At 29.3% G+C, this 17,436-nt stretch carries 16 protein-coding genes; 7 read left to right on the top strand and 9 right to left on the bottom strand.

The window, feature by feature from the left end:
- Positions 1 to 236 precede the first annotated feature (236 nt).
- From B2S02_RS10440 to rpmH, 9 genes are all read right to left on the bottom strand, one after another.
- Positions 237 to 1,016: a ParB/RepB/Spo0J family partition protein gene (locus B2S02_RS10440; RefSeq protein WP_346849167.1), complete on the bottom strand. Its 780-nt coding sequence runs from the start codon at positions 1,014 to 1,016 to the stop codon at positions 237 to 239.
- A 103-nt stretch (positions 1,017 to 1,119) separates the two neighbouring features.
- The gene (gene rsmG, locus B2S02_RS10435) at positions 1,120 to 1,839 is read right to left on the bottom strand and encodes a 16S rRNA (guanine(527)-N(7))-methyltransferase RsmG (protein WP_346849166.1); all 720 of its coding nucleotides are present in this window, start codon (positions 1,837 to 1,839) and stop codon (positions 1,120 to 1,122) included.
- Between the two features lie 148 nt (positions 1,840 to 1,987).
- Positions 1,988 to 3,877, bottom strand: coding sequence for a tRNA uridine-5-carboxymethylaminomethyl(34) synthesis enzyme MnmG (gene mnmG / locus B2S02_RS10430; protein ID WP_346920683.1), 1,890 nt, complete (start codon positions 3,875 to 3,877; stop codon positions 1,988 to 1,990).
- A 10-nt stretch (positions 3,878 to 3,887) separates the two neighbouring features.
- A complete protein-coding gene (gene mnmE, locus B2S02_RS10425; RefSeq protein ID WP_346880497.1) occupies positions 3,888 to 5,264 on the bottom strand; it encodes a tRNA uridine-5-carboxymethylaminomethyl(34) synthesis GTPase MnmE in 1,377 nt (458 codons plus the stop codon).
- Positions 5,265 to 5,363: 99 nt separating this feature from the next.
- Positions 5,364 to 5,990, bottom strand: coding sequence for an RNA-binding cell elongation regulator Jag/EloR (jag, locus tag B2S02_RS10420; RefSeq protein ID WP_346849163.1), 627 nt, complete (start codon positions 5,988 to 5,990; stop codon positions 5,364 to 5,366).
- Positions 5,991 to 6,028: 38 nt separating this feature from the next.
- Positions 6,029 to 6,688, bottom strand: coding sequence for a membrane protein insertase YidC (yidC, locus tag B2S02_RS10415; protein WP_035135516.1), 660 nt, complete (start codon positions 6,686 to 6,688; stop codon positions 6,029 to 6,031).
- A gap of 21 nt (positions 6,689 to 6,709) precedes the next feature.
- A complete protein-coding gene (gene yidD / locus B2S02_RS10410; protein ID WP_414632756.1) occupies positions 6,710 to 6,922 on the bottom strand; it encodes a membrane protein insertion efficiency factor YidD in 213 nt (70 codons plus the stop codon).
- Positions 6,891 to 7,250: a ribonuclease P protein component gene (gene rnpA, locus B2S02_RS10405; RefSeq protein WP_346879037.1), complete on the bottom strand. Its 360-nt coding sequence runs from the start codon at positions 7,248 to 7,250 to the stop codon at positions 6,891 to 6,893. The genes yidD and rnpA overlap by 32 nt, the downstream gene beginning before the upstream one ends.
- Positions 7,251 to 7,303: 53 nt before the next feature.
- The gene (gene rpmH, locus B2S02_RS10400; RefSeq protein ID WP_035135513.1) at positions 7,304 to 7,438 is read right to left on the bottom strand and encodes a 50S ribosomal protein L34; all 135 of its coding nucleotides are present in this window, start codon (positions 7,436 to 7,438) and stop codon (positions 7,304 to 7,306) included.
- Positions 7,439 to 8,015: 577 nt separating this feature from the next.
- On the opposite strand from rpmH, the gene dnaA reads away from it, so the two are divergent.
- The 7 genes from dnaA to gyrA all read left to right on the top strand — a co-directional run bounded on the left by dnaA (position 8,016) and on the right by gyrA (position 16,992).
- Positions 8,016 to 9,368, top strand: coding sequence for a chromosomal replication initiator protein DnaA (gene dnaA / locus B2S02_RS10395; RefSeq protein ID WP_035135511.1), 1,353 nt, complete (start codon positions 8,016 to 8,018; stop codon positions 9,366 to 9,368).
- Between the two features lie 261 nt (positions 9,369 to 9,629).
- Positions 9,630 to 10,736 carry a DNA polymerase III subunit beta gene (gene dnaN / locus B2S02_RS10390; RefSeq protein ID WP_035135509.1) on the top strand — a complete coding sequence of 369 codons (1,107 nt, stop codon included), beginning with the start codon at positions 9,630 to 9,632 and terminating at the stop codon, positions 10,734 to 10,736.
- A gap of 14 nt (positions 10,737 to 10,750) precedes the next feature.
- Positions 10,751 to 10,957 (top strand): S4 domain-containing protein YaaA, encoded by a 207-nt coding sequence (gene yaaA / locus B2S02_RS10385; RefSeq protein WP_346849160.1) that lies wholly within the window; start codon positions 10,751 to 10,753, stop codon positions 10,955 to 10,957.
- Positions 10,958 to 11,094: 137 nt separating this feature from the next.
- Positions 11,095 to 12,189 carry a DNA replication/repair protein RecF gene (recF, locus tag B2S02_RS10380; protein ID WP_346920682.1) on the top strand — a complete coding sequence of 365 codons (1,095 nt, stop codon included), beginning with the start codon at positions 11,095 to 11,097 and terminating at the stop codon, positions 12,187 to 12,189.
- A 19-nt stretch (positions 12,190 to 12,208) separates the two neighbouring features.
- On the top strand, positions 12,209 to 12,472 hold the full coding sequence (remB, locus tag B2S02_RS10375) for an extracellular matrix regulator RemB (RefSeq protein WP_035135503.1): 264 nt from the start codon (positions 12,209 to 12,211) through the stop codon (positions 12,470 to 12,472).
- 20 nt (positions 12,473 to 12,492) lie between these two features.
- Positions 12,493 to 14,400, top strand: a complete 1,908-nt coding sequence (gyrB, locus tag B2S02_RS10370; protein ID WP_346879035.1) for a DNA topoisomerase (ATP-hydrolyzing) subunit B — start codon at positions 12,493 to 12,495, stop codon at positions 14,398 to 14,400.
- 30 nt (positions 14,401 to 14,430) lie between these two features.
- A complete protein-coding gene (gyrA, locus tag B2S02_RS10365; RefSeq protein ID WP_346849157.1) occupies positions 14,431 to 16,992 on the top strand; it encodes a DNA gyrase subunit A in 2,562 nt (853 codons plus the stop codon).
- The last annotated feature ends 444 nt before the right edge of the window (positions 16,993 to 17,436 follow it).

The raw sequence follows: 17,436 nt of genomic DNA, 5'->3' as shown, positions 1-17,436 counted from the left end.
AGTATTTATTTTTTTATCAACATATTTAGATTAATTTACTATTTTAGATACTATTGATAATGATATTGTATAAATTTATTGTACATTTTTCATATAAGTACTTAGATTCATAAATTTGTTGAAATTTCATTTATTCAAACTAACTTTAATTATATAAAATTAATTGTTCAATAAAAGACTACAAAATGTTTCACGTGAAACATTTTGTAGTCTTTTATAAAAGTATTATAAAAATATTATTTCTTTTTTATTGTTATAGTAACTTGTATACTATCATCTAATTCCTTGGATCTATATTTAGCTTCCACCCCATATTTATCAAAAACTTGCTTTACAGTGTTAATATATATAGCTGGACTAAATGATCCTTTTATTCTCTTTTTACCATCTGATGCAACTTCAGTATGAGCTAATTTAAGTAATTCCCTATCTATAAGTTCTTCTGTTTTTTTAACATTTAGCCCATTTTTTATTACAATTTCTAATACTTCATTACGTAACTCATCAGGTGGTATTTTTAATAATGCTCTAGCATGTCTCTCTGTCAATTTATTGTCGATTATTGTACTAATTATTTTTTCATCTAACTTTAAAATTCTAAGCTTATTTGCTATTGTAGATTGCTTCTTACCTATAACCTCAGATAATTGCTCCTGAGTGTAAGAATGTACTTTAATTAAATTATGATATGCTAACGCTTCTTCATAGAAATTTAAATCTTCTCTTTGCAAATTTTCTAATAATGCAATTGCAGCAGAATCCTTATCATTAATATTAGCTATTATAGCTGGGACTTTTGATAATCCAGCTTCTTTAGCTGCTCTTAATCTTCTTTCTCCTGCGATTAGCTCATAATTATTCTCATCTATTTTTCTAACTGATAAAGGTTGAATTATCCCATAAACCTTTATTGATTGTGCAAGCTCTTGTATTGACTCTTCATCAAATACTTTTCTTGGCTGATAAAGGTTAGGACTTATTGAATCAACCGCTATATAATTAATAGTATTTTCCATCTTATACCATCCTTTATGAAATTCCTTATCTTTAATTAAAATTCTATATTAATCTCAAAATTCCTCTTTATATTTAACAATTAATATAAATATTTCTAGAAATTTATTTTATAGGATTTTTATTTACTATTCCAGCTTTTCTTGGATACTTTTTTGGTGTATCTTTAATCTTTTTTATAACTAACAAATTATGTTTAAGATCACTACCTGCAATATTAACCTCTATTATTTCTTGAATATGCCCACCTAATACTTTAAGTGCTACTTTAGAATCTTTTATTTCATCTTCTATAGCCGGTCCTTTTAATGCTACAAAATATCCACCAACCTTTACGAAAGGTAAACATAGCTCTAATAAAACCGTTAAATTTGCAACAGCTCTAGATACAGCTAAATCGAATTCTTCTCTGTATTCTGCCTTTTGTGCAAAGTCCTCTGCTCTACCATGAATTGTTTTAATATCTTTTAACTCTAATTTATCAATAACTTCATTTAAAAAATTTATTCTTTTATTTAAAGAATCTAAAAGCACCATAGAAGACTCGGGCTTTACTATTTTCATAGGAATCCCTGGAAACCCTCCTCCTGTTCCTATATCTATAATTTTCGTAGCTTCTTTTACATATGGATATTCAAATACTTTAATAGAATCAATGAAGTGCTTTTTTATAATTTCCTCATCTTCTGTTATTGCTGTTAAATTAATTTTTTCATTCCACTCTTTAATTAATGCCTTATATTGAATAAAGTTATTATACATTGTTTCATCAAATATTAATCCTTCATTCTCACAAGCTTCTTTCAACATATCAAAATACTCCATTTTAATCCTCCGTATAATTAAGTTTTATATGTTTTAATAAAATTTTATGTATATATTTCTATTTTAAACTAATACCTACTAATTATAAACCTAAATAATTAGTAGGTATTAATAAATACTTATTTTTTTAATTCTTAAATATTATATATTAATTATTTATTTGTAAGCTTCTTCTTCTTTGCTCAAGAAATATTAATAGAACATTTATATCTGCTGGAGATACTCCAGAAATTCTAGATGCTTGACCTATATTTACAGGTTTTATTGAATCTAATTTTTGAATAGCCTCTGTCCTTAATCCTTTAACTTCATTATAGTCTAAATCTTCTGGTATAAATTTATTTTCATATTTAGTAAATTGACTAATTTGTTCTAATTGCTTTGTTATATAGCCTTCATACTTAGATACTATATTAACTTGCTCCGTAACTTGTCTACTAAGTTCTTTTCTTTCCGGATCTAGACCCTTAATATTGTAATAGTCTAATTCTGAACGTTTAATTAATTCATATAATGAAGTGGGTTTTTTTAGTTCTGCAGAACCCATTTTAAATAAAAATTCATTTACTTCTTTTTTACCTGTTATTTGAAGATTTTTCAATCTTTCTATTTCTGCATCTATATCCTCTTTTTTCTTAATGAACGCCTTATATCTTTCATCTTTAACTAATCCAACTTGATAACCAATTTCCGTTAACCTTAAATCAGCATTATCTTGCCTTAGTAAAAGTCTATATTCAGACCTTGAAGTCATCATTCTATAAGGTTCATTGGTTCCTTTTGTAACTAAATCATCTACTAAAACTCCTATATAAGCATCAGATCTTTTTAAAATTAAAGGCTCCTTTCCTTTAATTTTAAGAGATGCATTTATTCCTGCAAGAATTCCTTGTCCTGCTGCTTCTTCATAACCAGAACTTCCATTTACCTGTCCTGCTGAAAATAATCCATCTATATGCTTAAACTCTAATGATAATTTTAATTGTGTAGGATCTATGCAATCATATTCTATTGCATACCCAGTTCTCATTACCTCTACATTTTCAAGTCCTTCTATTGTTCTTAAAAACTCTAATTGTACATCCTCTGGAAGAGAACTACTCATTCCTTGAACATACATTTCTTCAGTACTTTCTCCTTCTGGTTCTATAAACAATTGATGTCTTTCTTTATCTCTAAATCTCATTACTTTATCTTCAATGGATGGACAATATCTTGGTCCTGTACTTTTTATCGATCCATTATAAAGTGGTGATCTATCTATATTTTTTAATATTACATCATGGGTTTTACTATTGGTATAAGTTAGATAACAAGATATCTGTGATCTTTGTATATCTCCACTCATAAATGAAAATGGAACTACATCTTTATCACCCTTTTGCTCTTCCATTTTAGAAAAATCTACTGATCTAGCATTAATTCTTGCTGGTGTTCCTGTCTTAAACCTTCTTAATGTAATCCCTAAATCTATTAATGATTTAGATAACTCATTAGCCGGAAATAATCCACTAGGTCCTTCATTTACCACTACTTCACCTATTATTACCTGTGATTTCAAATAAGTACCGCTTGTTAAAATAACTGATTTACAATTAAAGTAAGCTCCATACTTAGTTAGAATACCTTTAACTACGTTGTTTGGTGCATCAATACTTACAACCTCAAGTTGTTTTAAATCTAAATTAGGCTCTGTCTCTATCACATGTTTCATTCTTTCAGAGTATCTCTTTTTATCTGCTTGAGCTCTAAGTGAATGAACTGCTGGACCTTTAGATATGTTAAGCATTCTAGACTGAATGTAAGTATCATCTATATTTCTTCCCATCTCTCCACCTAATGCATCAACCTCTCTAACTAAATGACCCTTTGCGGTACCCCCAATATTAGGGTTACATGGCATAAGCGCTAAACTATCAAGATTAAGTGTACACATTAAAGTTTTTAATCCCATTCTAGCCGTAGCTAAAGCAGCCTCACAACCAGCATGACCAGCTCCTACTACAACTACATCATAATCTCCTGCTAAGTATTTCATTATTTCACCTCTATTTACCTAGACAAAAATCTTTAAATATTTTATCTATAATATTTTCTTCTAATGAATCTCCTGTAATCTCACCTAAAAATGTCCAAGCATTTCTAATATCAATAGATGCAAGGTCAATAGCAAAAGTATAATTTAAAGTATTTATAGCACTCTCAATGCATTCATAAGCTCTTAAAAGAGCTTCTTTATGCCTTGTATTAGTTATTATAACATTGTTAGTACTAATCTCTCCTTTGAAGAACATATCTTTAATAGCTGTCCTAACCTCATCTATACCTTCACCTGTTTTAGCTGAAATACTATATATATTGGTACAATTAATATTTTCCAAATCCTTCTGAGTAATTTTGCTATTTAAATCACTCTTGTTTAATAATATCATATATTTTTTATTACTTATATGATTAATAATTTCCTTATCTTCCTCAGTTAACTCATTGCTAGAATCTAATATAAGAATAATTAAATCCGCATCATTAATTTTAGCTCTTGATCTTTCTACACCTATTTTCTCTACTACATCATCTGTTTCTCTTATTCCTGCAGTATCAATAATCTTTATTGGAATTCCAGAAATATTTATATATTCCTCTATAACATCTCTTGTAGTGCCAGGTATATCTGTAACTATAGCTCTATTTTCTTTAGTTAATGCATTTAAAAGCGATGATTTTCCTACATTAGGCTTACCTACAATTACGGTACTTAATCCTTCTCTTAATATTTTTCCTTCTTCAGCAGTCTCTATAAACTCTTTTATTTCTTTTTTTATTATATCTAAATCCCTTATAGCCATTTCAGATGTTACTTCTTCTAAATCATCTTCTGGGTAATCTACAGTAGCCTCTATATGTGCAATTGTTGATAATAACTTTTCTCTTAATACCCGAATTTCCTTGGAAATTAATCCTTCACTTTGCATTAATGCTGACTTCATACTTAAATCAGTTTTAGCATTAATTATATCAATCACAGCTTCAGCCTGCGATAAATCTATTCTCCCATTTAAAAAAGCTCTTTTAGTAAATTCTCCTGGTTCAGCAATCCTAACCCCTTGCTTTATAACCTGTTCTAAAACCTTGTTTGTAGCAACTACCCCACCATGACAATTTATTTCTATAGTATCCTCTGCTGTAAAACTTCTAGGTCCCTTCATAAAAGAAACTATAACCTCATCAATGTGATTATTATTTTCATCTATTATATACCCATATTTCATGGTATAACTTTTCATATCTTTAATTGATTGACCATTTTTAGCTTGAAATATTTTCTCAACAACATCTTTAGCCTTATCTCCAGAAATTCTTACAATGGCAATGCCACCTTCTCCTATACTTGTTGATATAGCACCTATTGTATCAAAATCCTTCATGTTAGTCCCTCCTTTTTTATATTACAACATAACTTAATATAAATTGTACCCACAAATCATTATTGTATCACACTACTTGAAAATATAAAAAGAAAGCCGCTAGGCTTTCTTTAATTCAATAACTACTCTTCTATAAGGCTCTTCACCCTCACTATGGGTAGTTACATATGCATTGTTTTGCAAAGTTGAATGAATAACTCTTCTTTCATATGGGTTCATAGGTTCTAATTTTAAAGTCTTTCCATTAATTCTTACCTTATCTCCCATTTTAAGTGCCAATTTTTTAAGTGTTTCCTGTCTGTTTTGTCTATAATTAACAGTATCAAGAATTACTCTCTTGTATGTTTCATCATGATTCTTATTAACCACTAAGCTCAGTAAGTATTGAAGAGAGTCTAAAGTTTCTCCTCTATACCCTATTAATACCCCCATATTAGGCCCTACTAAATTAATATTTATTTCATTATTTTCTTCTTTTATATGAATCTCAGCTTTTACATTCATAGCATTAAGAATCTCTCTTAAGAAATTTTTAGCATCACCTATATAATCTCTCTTTAGTGTCACCTTAACTTTTGCTGGCTTAACCCCTATTATATTTAAAAATCCTTTACTACCTTCTTCTAATACTTCTATGGTAACTTTTTCTTCTGTAACATTTAATTCTCTTAAGGCATTCTGTATAGCTTCTTCAGCAGTCCTACCAATTATTTCAATACTTTTCATGCTTTAGATACCGCCCTTCCAATAATAAAATGATTTTATTATGCCGATTTAGTACTAGGCTTTTTATAAATTTTATTTAATATTAAAGATTGTGCCATTTGGATTAAGTTTCCTACTGTCCAGTAAAGTACTAATGCTCCTGGAAATTGTAATGACATAAATCCAAAGAAAATTGACATACCAATATTCATCATATTAGTTTGTTTAGCTGCATCTCCAGTAGCAGGTTGCATAGCCTTACTAGAAAAATATGTTGTTAAACCTGAAACTATTGGTAATATCATTGTTGGATCTTTTTGTGCTAAATCTGGCATCCATAAAAATCCAGCTCCTTGATAATCTATTGATTTAAATACATAAAACAATGCTATCATAATTGGAAACTGAATAAGCATTGGTAAACATCCACCAAACATGGACACATTATTTTCTTTATATACTTTCATTATTTCAGTCTGCTGTCTTTGAGGATCGTTTTTATACTTTTCTTGAACCTTTTTAATTTCAGGCTGAATTGCACTCATTTTAGCCGTAGATTTAGTTTGCTTTAGCGATAATGGTAATAAACATATTCTTGCAAGCAATGTAAATATTATTATTGCAATACCGAATGATATGTCTGGATTTGTTGTAATTAACTGGACAAAATTATGAACCGATTTAAATACTTCTACAAATATACCAGATAAGTAATTCAAATTAACCCCTCCTAATACTTTCTATTTAACAGGGTCATATCCTCCCCTATGGTAAGGATGACACCGTAAAATTCTCTTAATAGCCATAAAACCTCCTTTGATTGCGCCATATTTTTCGATAGCTTGAATTGCATATAAGGAACAGCTTGGTTCAAATATGCAACATGGCGCTTTCATAGGAGATATATATTTTCTATAACATTTAATTACTAATAGTAATATTTTTTTCAACATTATTAAGCCCTGATTTCTTAAATAAATATTTAACCGAGTTTTCAATTTCTTTATAACTCTTATCCTTTGAAACACTTCTTGCAACAAAGACTAGATCATACCCTTGCTTTAATCCTTGTTTATTTAATCTAACACTTTCACTTATAAGCCTCTTTACTCTGCTACGAACTACACTCTTTCCTACTTTTTTACTTACAGATATTCCCACCCTATTAATTCCTTTATTGTTTTTGAATACATATAACACTAATAAAGATGTAGATAAAGATTTCCCTCTTCTATATACTAATCTAAACTCAGGGTTTTTTCTTAGCCTTTCTTCTTTCATAGTTCTATGTTGCTCTCTTTCTTAATTACAGAAAAAGGCCACATTAGCGGCCCTTATGCTGTCAATTTTTTTCTTCCTTTTTGTCTTCTTCTCTTAAGAACAGTTCTTCCAGAAGCAGTACTCATTCTTTTTCTGAATCCATGCTCTTTCTTTCTGTGTCTTTTTTTAGGTTGGTAAGTCATAAACATGTGCTTGCACCCCCTTCATCTTATATGTCATTTATAGCAATTAAATTATCACTACTTTATAAGTTTCACTATTAGATTATAAATGTAAGTAACTCTTATGTCAAGATAACTATTTATAACATTTTCTAACATTATTAATATGTCTTTTTTTTGTGTTTTTAAACACCTTTGTTAATAAAAGTTCCACAAAACTATTTTTTTTGTGGATAACTTATTGAATACCATGCAATCTTTTGATATCATTATGTATGGATGTTGATAAGTTATTTTTCGAACAAGTTATACACAATCTGTTGATTATTCTGTGAATAACTCTTATTTTTTCTCTTTTTTTTGTGTTTTTACATGAAATCTTAATGTTTTTCACGACTTTTGCCTGTGTATAACTTATAATTATATATTGTTAGTAAGTATAATTTACTATTTATTAAAACACAAATTATAAACATGTGAATAAAAATTTTAACAATGGTAAACAACTTTATATGTATCTATTATTCTGTTGATACTCTTGTGGATTTTTATCTCTTTTCTATTATTAACTATAGATATAACTTTTTTAAGAGGAGGATATAAAATGAACACCTATGTAAATGAAATTTGGGAAAAAGCCTTAGAAATACTTAAAGCTGAACTCACCGAAGTAAGTTTTAATACTTGGATAAAAAGTATTGACCCACTAAAAATGACTGATTCAACTATAACTCTTGGTGTTCGTAATGACTTCACTAAGGATATCCTAGAGAATAGATATAAAGACCTAATAAAAAATTCTATTCAAGCAGCATGCAATAAATCATATTCAATAAACTTTGTTATCAGCTCTGAGGAAGCTTCTGATTTAGATACATCAACCTCTAAGCATACAAATAATAAACATAATTTAATTGTAAATGATGAAATGTCAGCAATCCTAAATCCTAAATATACCTTTGATTCTTTCGTCATAGGAAATAGTAATAGATTTGCTCATGCAGCTTCTTTAGCTGTAGCAGAGTCTCCAGCTAAGGCTTATAACCCGCTATTTATTTATGGAGGCGTTGGACTTGGAAAAACACACTTAATGCATGCTATTGGGAGTTACATACAAACAGTTAATTCAAAGTCTAAAGTAGTTTATGTTTCATCAGAAAAATTTACAAATGAGCTTATTAATTCTATTAAAGATGATAAAAATGTTGAATTTAGGAATAAATACAGAAATGTAGATGTACTTCTTATTGACGATATTCAATTTATAGCCGGTAAGGAATCTACTCAAGAAGAGTTCTTTCATACCTTTAATGCTCTGCATGATGCTAATAAACAAATAATCCTATCAAGCGATAGACCTCCCAAGGAAATTCCTACATTAGAAGACAGGTTAAGATCTAGATTTGAATGGGGACTTATAGCTGATATACAACCACCTGACTTTGAAACAAGAATTGCTATCCTAAAAAAGAAGGCTGATGTAGAAAATTTAAATATTCCTAATGAAGTTATGGTATATATAGCTACACAAATTAAATCTAATATAAGAGAACTAGAGGGTGCTCTTATAAGAATAGTTGCCTACTCTTCTTTAACAAATAAAGATATAAGTGTAGATTTAGCATCTGAAGCTCTAAAAGATATAATATCAAACAGGAATTCAAGGCAAGTTACTATTGAATTAATTCAAGATATAGTTTCTAGTTACTATAACTTAAAGGTAGATGACTTCAAATCTGCAAGAAGAACTAGAAATGTTGCTTTTCCAAGACAAATTGCTATGTACCTTTCAAGGAAGCTTACAGATACTTCTCTTCCCAAGATAGGTGAAGAATTTGGCGGTAGAGATCATACTACAGTAATTCATGCATATGAAAAAATTTCTCAGAATCTAAAGAAAGATGAAAGCCTTCAATCAGCTATAGCTGAATTAAGTAAAAGAATTAATCAAAAGTAATTAATCACATTTGTTATTAATTATTAAAAGATTTATTGTGGATTACTTTTCAAAAAAAATATATTCTTAATACTGTGGATAACTACTGAATTTCAAAATTAGTTTATCCACAATTTATTTTACACAGAAATTGTTGATATCATTAGCCTAGAAGTACTTATCAACAAATCAACAGCCCCTACTACTACTACTACTAAATATTATTTAATTATCTAAGCTATTTATAGTAATTTTATATGTGTATAAGGAGGAGGATTTTTTATGAAATTCTTAATAGAAAAAAGCTTATTACAAGAAGCAATTTCAGATGTTCAAAAAGCTATTACAGGTAAATCAACATTGCCTATACTTCAAGGTATATATATATCTGCAAAAGATGGATTATTAACGTTAATTGGATCTGATATAGAAGTTAGCATAGAAACAAAAATACCAGCCAATATTATAGAAGAAGGCGAAGTGGTTCTTGACTCTAAAATATTTGGCGAAATTATAAGGAAACTACCTAACGATATAGTTGAAATAACTGAAATCAATAGTAATGAGGTAGAACTAAAGTGCCAAAAATCTAATGTTCAATTAGTATACCTAAATCCAAAAGAATATCCAACGTTACCGAGCATAGAAGAAGATGTGGTGCTATCTGTATCTCAAAAAACTTTAAAAAATATGATAAAATCAACCATTTTTGCTATTGCTCAAGATGATACAAGACCTATATTGACAGGGGTATTACTTCAAGTTAAAGAAAATAAACTAAATATGGTTGCGCTAGATGGATTTAGAGTAGCCTTAAAGAGTGAATCCATGGATTGTAAATCTAATAAGGAATCAGTAATACCAGGAAAAACACTTAATGAAGTTTCTAAAATTCTTAAAGATACTGATGATGTTGTGCAAATTACATTTACAAAGAATCACATATTATTTAATTTTGGAAATACTAAAGTCATCTCTAGATTATTAGAGGGGGATTTTATTAAATATGAATCTATCATTCCTAAGGAGCATAATTTAAAAGTTACGGTTAACAGAAATGAAATTTTAGGTTGTATAGAAAGAGCTTCACTTATGGCGAAGGATGGAAACACTAATCTTGTAAAATTTGATATTTCTGATGATACCCTAGTTGTAACATCGAATTCTCAATTGGGAAAGGCTAGAGAAGAAGTTCAAATAATATTGCAAGGAGAGGGGATAAAAATTGCATTTAATTCTAAATATTTAATTGATGTGTTTAAAACAATGGAAGAGGAAAATATAACCATGGAATTTACATCTACGGTTTCTCCTTGTGTAATAAGAAATCAAGATAGTGATAACAGTGTTTATTTATTACTTCCAGTAAGAGTTGCTAATAATAATTAGGATGTGAGAAATATATGGTAGAAATAAAAATAGATACAGAATTTATAAAGCTAGACTCATTTTTGAAGTTTACTGGAGCTACTACCTTAGGGTCAGAAGCTAAATTTTATATACAAAATGAAGATGTTAAGGTTAATGGTGAAGTGGAAGTAAGAAGAGGAAGAAAGCTATATATAGGTGATAAAATAGAATTTCAAGAAGAAGAATATATTATTATATAAAACGTTAGGCTGATAAGTATTTCAGCCTTTTGAGTTTTATGGTTATTATAATTAAGAGATTCAGCTATATTTATATTTTTACAGTAATTTTCACACTTAGAATGTATATTATGATATAATTTTAGGTGGGTGTTTTTATGTATGTTAGATATTTGAATTTAATAAATTTTAGAAATTATAAAAATGTGGCCTTAGAATTATGTGATGGAACTAATGTTTTTCAAGGTGATAATGCTCAAGGAAAAACTAATATACTTGAGTCGCTATACTATTCGAGTGTTGGAAAATCACATAGAACTAATAAAGATAAAGAGCTTATATATTGGGACAGTAACGAGGCGTATATTAGTGCTTATGTGGTAAAAGAACGTTTAGATAAAAAAATAAATATAAAACTTTTTAAAGATGGGAAAAAAGCTATAAATATAAACTCAATAAAGATAACTAAGCTACAAGATATGGTAGGTGTTGTTAATGTAGTTATATTTTCACCAGAAGATTTAGATATTGTTAAGAATTCGCCATCATTTAGAAGGCGATTTTTAGATATTGAACTTTGCAAACTGGACAAAAAATACTACCATTATCTATCTTCGTATAAAAAAGTTTTAAATGAAAGAAACATTATATTAAAGAAATTTAGCGCTGACATAGATATGATAGATATATATGATATTAGATTAGCTGAATTTGGGAGTTACATAATAGCTCAAAGAATTAAGTATATAGAAAAATTAAATGAATTCTCTAAAAAAATTCACAACGATATAACTCAGGGAAGTGAGTTTATTAAATTTAATTATATAATGCAGCTTAAGGGTATTGATAATCTGCAAGAAGAGTTATATAACCTACTTAAAAGTAATAGAAAAAAAGACCTAGAGAAAAAAAATACATCTGTAGGACCACATAGAGATGATTTTTCTATATTTATAAATGATATAGATGTAAAGATATTTGGATCGCAAGGTCAGCAAAGAACTTCTGTTTTGACGATAAAATTTGCATCATTGCGAATAATAAAAGAATTAATAGGAGAATATCCATTGTTATTACTTGATGACGTATTGTCTGAATTAGATACAAAAAGGCAAGAATATATATTGAGATCTATAAATGGAATTCAAACCTTAATAACATGTACAGGAATTACAGGGATAAAAAAATATTTAAAAGGTAATAACATGAAAATATTCAATGTTGAAAAAGGAAGCGTACAAGAAATAATGTGATGGAGTTAGGGGGAATACTATGTTTTTACACTTAGGCGAAAGTATAGTTGTGCCAATTAAAGATATAATAGGTATTTTTGACATAGAATCTACTATGTATAGTCCAGACACTAGCCAGTTCATAAGGTTAGCAGAAGAAGATGGGTTTGTAGAACGTATAACTAGTGATAAACCTAAATCATTTATTATAGCTGAAGTAAACAAGAAGAGTAAGATTTATTTGTCACCTATATCATCATCTACTTTGTGTAAAAGGACTAATATGTCATACTGTGAACTTTAGGTTAAGTTAGGAGGATAGCTATGGTTAATAATGAAAAATATGATGAAAATCAGATACAAGTCCTTGAAGGACTTGAGGCAGTTAGAAAAAGGCCTGGTATGTATATTGGAAGTACTAGTATCAGAGGCCTACACCATTTAGTTTATGAGATTGTTGATAATAGTATAGATGAAGCATTAGCGGGCTTTTGTGAAAGTATACAAGTTATTATTCATAAAGATAACTCAGTTACAGTAATAGATGATGGAAGAGGAATGCCAGTAGGCATACACCCTAAAATGCATATACCTACGATTGAAGTTATAATGACAGTACTTCACGCTGGTGGAAAGTTTGGTGGCGGAGGATACAAGGTATCAGGAGGACTTCATGGGGTTGGAGCTTCTGTTGTTAATGCACTATCAGAGCTTTGTGAAGTTACAGTAAAAAGAGATGGGCATATATGGTATCAAAGTTTTTCAAGAGGTAAAACTGTTACACCTTTTGATAAAATCGGAAATACTGATGATCATGGAACAATAATTCACTTTATGCCGGATGAAGAAATATTTGAAAGTATTGAATTTGAATATGATACGCTATCTCAAAGATTAAGAGAGTTAGCATTTCTTAATAAAGGTATAAATATCAAAATTACAGATGAGAGATATGAGAAAGAAAATAAGTTTCATTATGAAGGTGGGATAAAATCCTTTGTAGAATACTTAAATAGAAATAAAGGGAAAATTCATAATGAACCAGTCTATATAGAAGGAATAAAAAATACAACTTCAGTAGAATTAGCATTTCAGTACAATGACACGTATAACGAGAATTTATTTTCCTTTGCAAATAATATAGATACAGTTGAAGGCGGAACTCACTTAGTAGGTTTTAAGACAGCATTAACTAGAGTTCTTAATGATTATGCTAAGAAATTTGGATTTTTAAAAGAAAATGATAAAAATCTAAGTGGAGAAGATGTTAGAGAAGGGTTAACTGCAGTTATATCTGTTAAGCTTACAGATCCTCAGTTTGAAGGTCAAACTAAGACTAAGCTTGGTAATAGTGAAGTAAGAGGAATAGTAGAATCAATAGTAGGAGATATTGTAAGTTCATTTTTAGAGGAAAATCCTACTGTAGGTAAAAGTATTATAGAGAAGGGCTTAAATGCAGCTAGAGCTAGGGAAGCAGCTAAAAAGGCACGTGAACTTACTAGAAGAAAATCAGTGCTTGAGAGTACAACTTTGCCAGGGAAACTTGCTGATTGTTCTTCTAAAGATCCATCTGAATGTGAAATTTATATAGTTGAGGGAGATTCTGCGGGTGGTTCTGCTAAGCAAGGAAGAGATAGGCGATTCCAAGCCATACTTCCCCTTAGAGGAAAAATAATGAATATAGAAAAGCAAAGACTTGATAAAATATTAGCATCAGATTCTATAAGATCTATGATAACAGCTTTTGGAGCTGGAGTTGGTAAGGATTTTGATGTATCTAAGATTAGATATAATAAAATAATAATAATGACAGATGCTGATGTAGATGGAGCTCATATAAGAACTCTTCTACTTACATTCTATTATAGATACATGAGAGAGTTAATAGATGATGGTCATGTGTTTATTGCTCAGCCACCTCTTTATAAAGTTAAAAAAGGAAAATTTGAAAAATACACATATAGTGATAGTGAATTAGATATAGTAATTGAAGAATTAGGTGGAAAAGATAACAATACAGATATTCAAAGATATAAAGGTCTTGGAGAAATGAACCCAGAGCAATTATGGAGTACTACAATGGATCCAGCAACTAGAACTCTATTACAAGTAACTGTTGAAGATGCAATGGCAGCAGATGAGATATTTACTATTTTAATGGGTGACAAGGTAGAGCCACGTAGAGAATTTATACAAGAGAATGCTAAAAAAGTTAGCAACTTAGATATATAGCTTTATGCTATAGTGAAGGTAGGTGTAAATATGGACACTATGGATAAAATAATACCAATAGATATAAAACAAGAAATGAAAAAATCCTATATAGACTACGCTATGAGTGTTATTGTTGGAAGAGCGTTACCGGATGTTAGGGATGGATTGAAACCAGTTCATAGAAGAATTTTATACTCTATGCATGAGTTAGGGATAACTTACGAAAAAGGTTATAGAAAATGCGCCAGGATAGTTGGAGATGTACTAGGTAAATATCACCCACATGGTGACAGTTCAGTATATGATGCACTAGTTAGAATGGCACAGGATTTTTCAATAAGATATATGCTAGTAGATGGTCATGGAAACTTTGGATCCGTTGATGGGGATGGAGCTGCAGCTATGAGATATACAGAAGCTAAGATGAGTAAGATTACTAGTCAAATGCTTCGAGATATTAACAAAGAAACTGTAGATTTTACTCCAAACTTTGATGGTGAAGAAAGAGAACCTGTAGTTTTACCAGCAAGATTTCCAACGCTACTAGTAAATGGATCTTCAGGGATAGCAGTTGGTATGGCAACTAACATACCACCACACAATCTTACAGAAGTCATAAATGCTGTAATCATGCTTATAGATAATCCAGAAGCTATAACTGAGGATTTCATGACTGAGATTAAAGGACCAGACTTCCCAACAGGTGGAATAATTTTAGGTAGAAGTGGTATTAGAAGTGCTTATGAAACTGGTAGAGGAAGGATTCTAGTTAGATCAAAAGCTGAAATAGAAGAACATAATGGTAGAAATAGAATAATAGTTTCAGAGATACCATATATGGTTAACAAAGCAAACCTTATAGAATCTATAGCAAATCTAGTTAAGGAAAAGAAAATAGATGGTATATCTGATTTAAGAGATGAATCAGATAGAGATGGTATGAGAATTGTTATAGAATTAAAAAGAGATGCAAATGCAAATGTTGTTTTAAATAGACTTTATAAGCATACAAAAATGCAAGATACTTTTGGAGTTATCATGATTGCATTGGTTAATAATGAACCTAAAGTACTTAATTTAAAACAAATTTTAACTCATTACTTGAATCATCAAAAGGATGTAGTAAAAAGAAGGACTATCTTTGATTTAGATAAAGCTAATGCGAGAGCCCATATACTTGAAGGATTAAAAATTGCACTTGATAATATTGATGCAGTTATATCTCTAATTAGAGCATCTAAAACAACGCAAGAAGCTAAAGATGGATTAATTGAGAAGTTTAATCTTTCAGAAAAGCAAGCACAAGCTATTTTAGATTTAAAATTGCAAAGATTAACAGGTCTGGAGAGAGATAAGATTGAAGATGAGTATAATGAATTAATGAAAACAATAGCTTATCTACAATCAATACTTAATAGTGAAGAGATTCTACTTAACATCATAAAAGATGAATTAGTTGAAATAAAGACAAAGTATGGCGATGATAGAAGAACTCTTATAGAAAAAAATCCTTATAGCTTTGAGGATGAAGATTTAATTGATGATGATGATATAGTAATAACATTAACCCATGGAGGATATATCAAGCGTCTACCAGCTGATACCTATAATGCTCAAAAAAGAGGTGGAAGAGGTATTCAAGGGGTTACTACTAAGGAAGATGATTTTGTAGAGCATATTTTAATAACACCAACTTTAAATAATATACTATTCTTTACAAACAAAGGAAAGGTATATAAATTAAAGGGATATGAAATCCCAGAAGGTGGCAGAACTGCTAAGGGAACTAATATTGTTAATATGCTACCACTAGATCCAGATGAAAATATACAAGCAGTTATGTCTATAAGAACCTTTGATAGTGATAATTATCTCTTAATGGGTACTAAATCAGGAATGGTTAAGAAGACATCATTAGATAAGTTTGAAAACATTAGGAAGAATGGACTTAATGCTATTAACTTAAAAGAAGATGACGAAATTGTTGGAGTTAGAATAACTAAAGGTGATGATGAAGTATTATTTGTCACTAAGTATGGATACTCTATAAGATTTAGTGAAAAAGAAGTTAGAAACATGGGAAGAACTACTACAGGGGTTAAGGCTATAACATTAAGAGATGATGATATAGCTGTATCAATGATAATAGCAAAACCAGACGAAGAACTTCTTGTAATTAGTGAAAAAGGATTTGGTAAACGAACAGCTATAGAAAACTACACACTTCAAAGAAGAGGTGGAAAAGGAATCAAGACTTATAAGATATCAGAAAAGACAGGTAACGTGGTTAGTGCTAGGGTAGTTAGAGATGTAGATGAAATTATGTTAATTAACAGTAATGGTATAATAATAAGAATTAACGTTAGTGATATATCTACAACTAGTAGAAATGCTATGGGAGTTACTCTTATGAAAACCGGAGAAGATGTAAATATAGTAGCTGTTGCAAAAATTAACTATAATAGTGAAGAAGAAAAGAATGAGGATAAACAAATGTCTATAGATGGAATTGTAGACAATGAAAATAACTTATCAGAAAACTTAGATGAAAGTGATGACTTAGAAGAGAGTGATGAACTTGAAGAAAGTAATGATAAGACTTTAGAGTAAATTGATTAATTTATTATCAAATAGAAAAGGATTTTCTTAAAATGGAATTATCTATTTTAAGAAAGTCCTTTTCTTTTATTTTGTTTTGCAATATGTAATTCATATAAATTGTTAATTTAAATATAGGTAAGATATCATATGTATATTATTATCTATTCAAATGATACAAACACATATCCAAGTGTATCAATATATGAATAGTTAAGGAAAATAATGAATTTTAAAGAAAAATAGTTATAAATTTAATTAATGATATTTAATTATAAATAATTTACTAAATAATCATGATAAGATATGTTTTGTCGCTGAGTGATACAATGACAGTTAAACATCAAATCAAAATTAAAAGTTTTTGAAAAGTTGTTGACAATATAAAGTTTATGTAGTAAACTAAGAAAGTCGTTAATAGTAAGCGATAAATTAAATGGTCTTTGAAAATTAAAC

Source organism: Clostridium sp. UBA7339 (assembly GCF_002470865.1).
GTDB lineage: Bacteria > Bacillota > Clostridia > Clostridiales > Clostridiaceae > Clostridium_J > Clostridium_J sulfidigenes.
The sequence above is the reverse complement of the archived record's forward strand: the minus strand, read 5'-3'. Positions and strand labels throughout refer to the sequence as shown.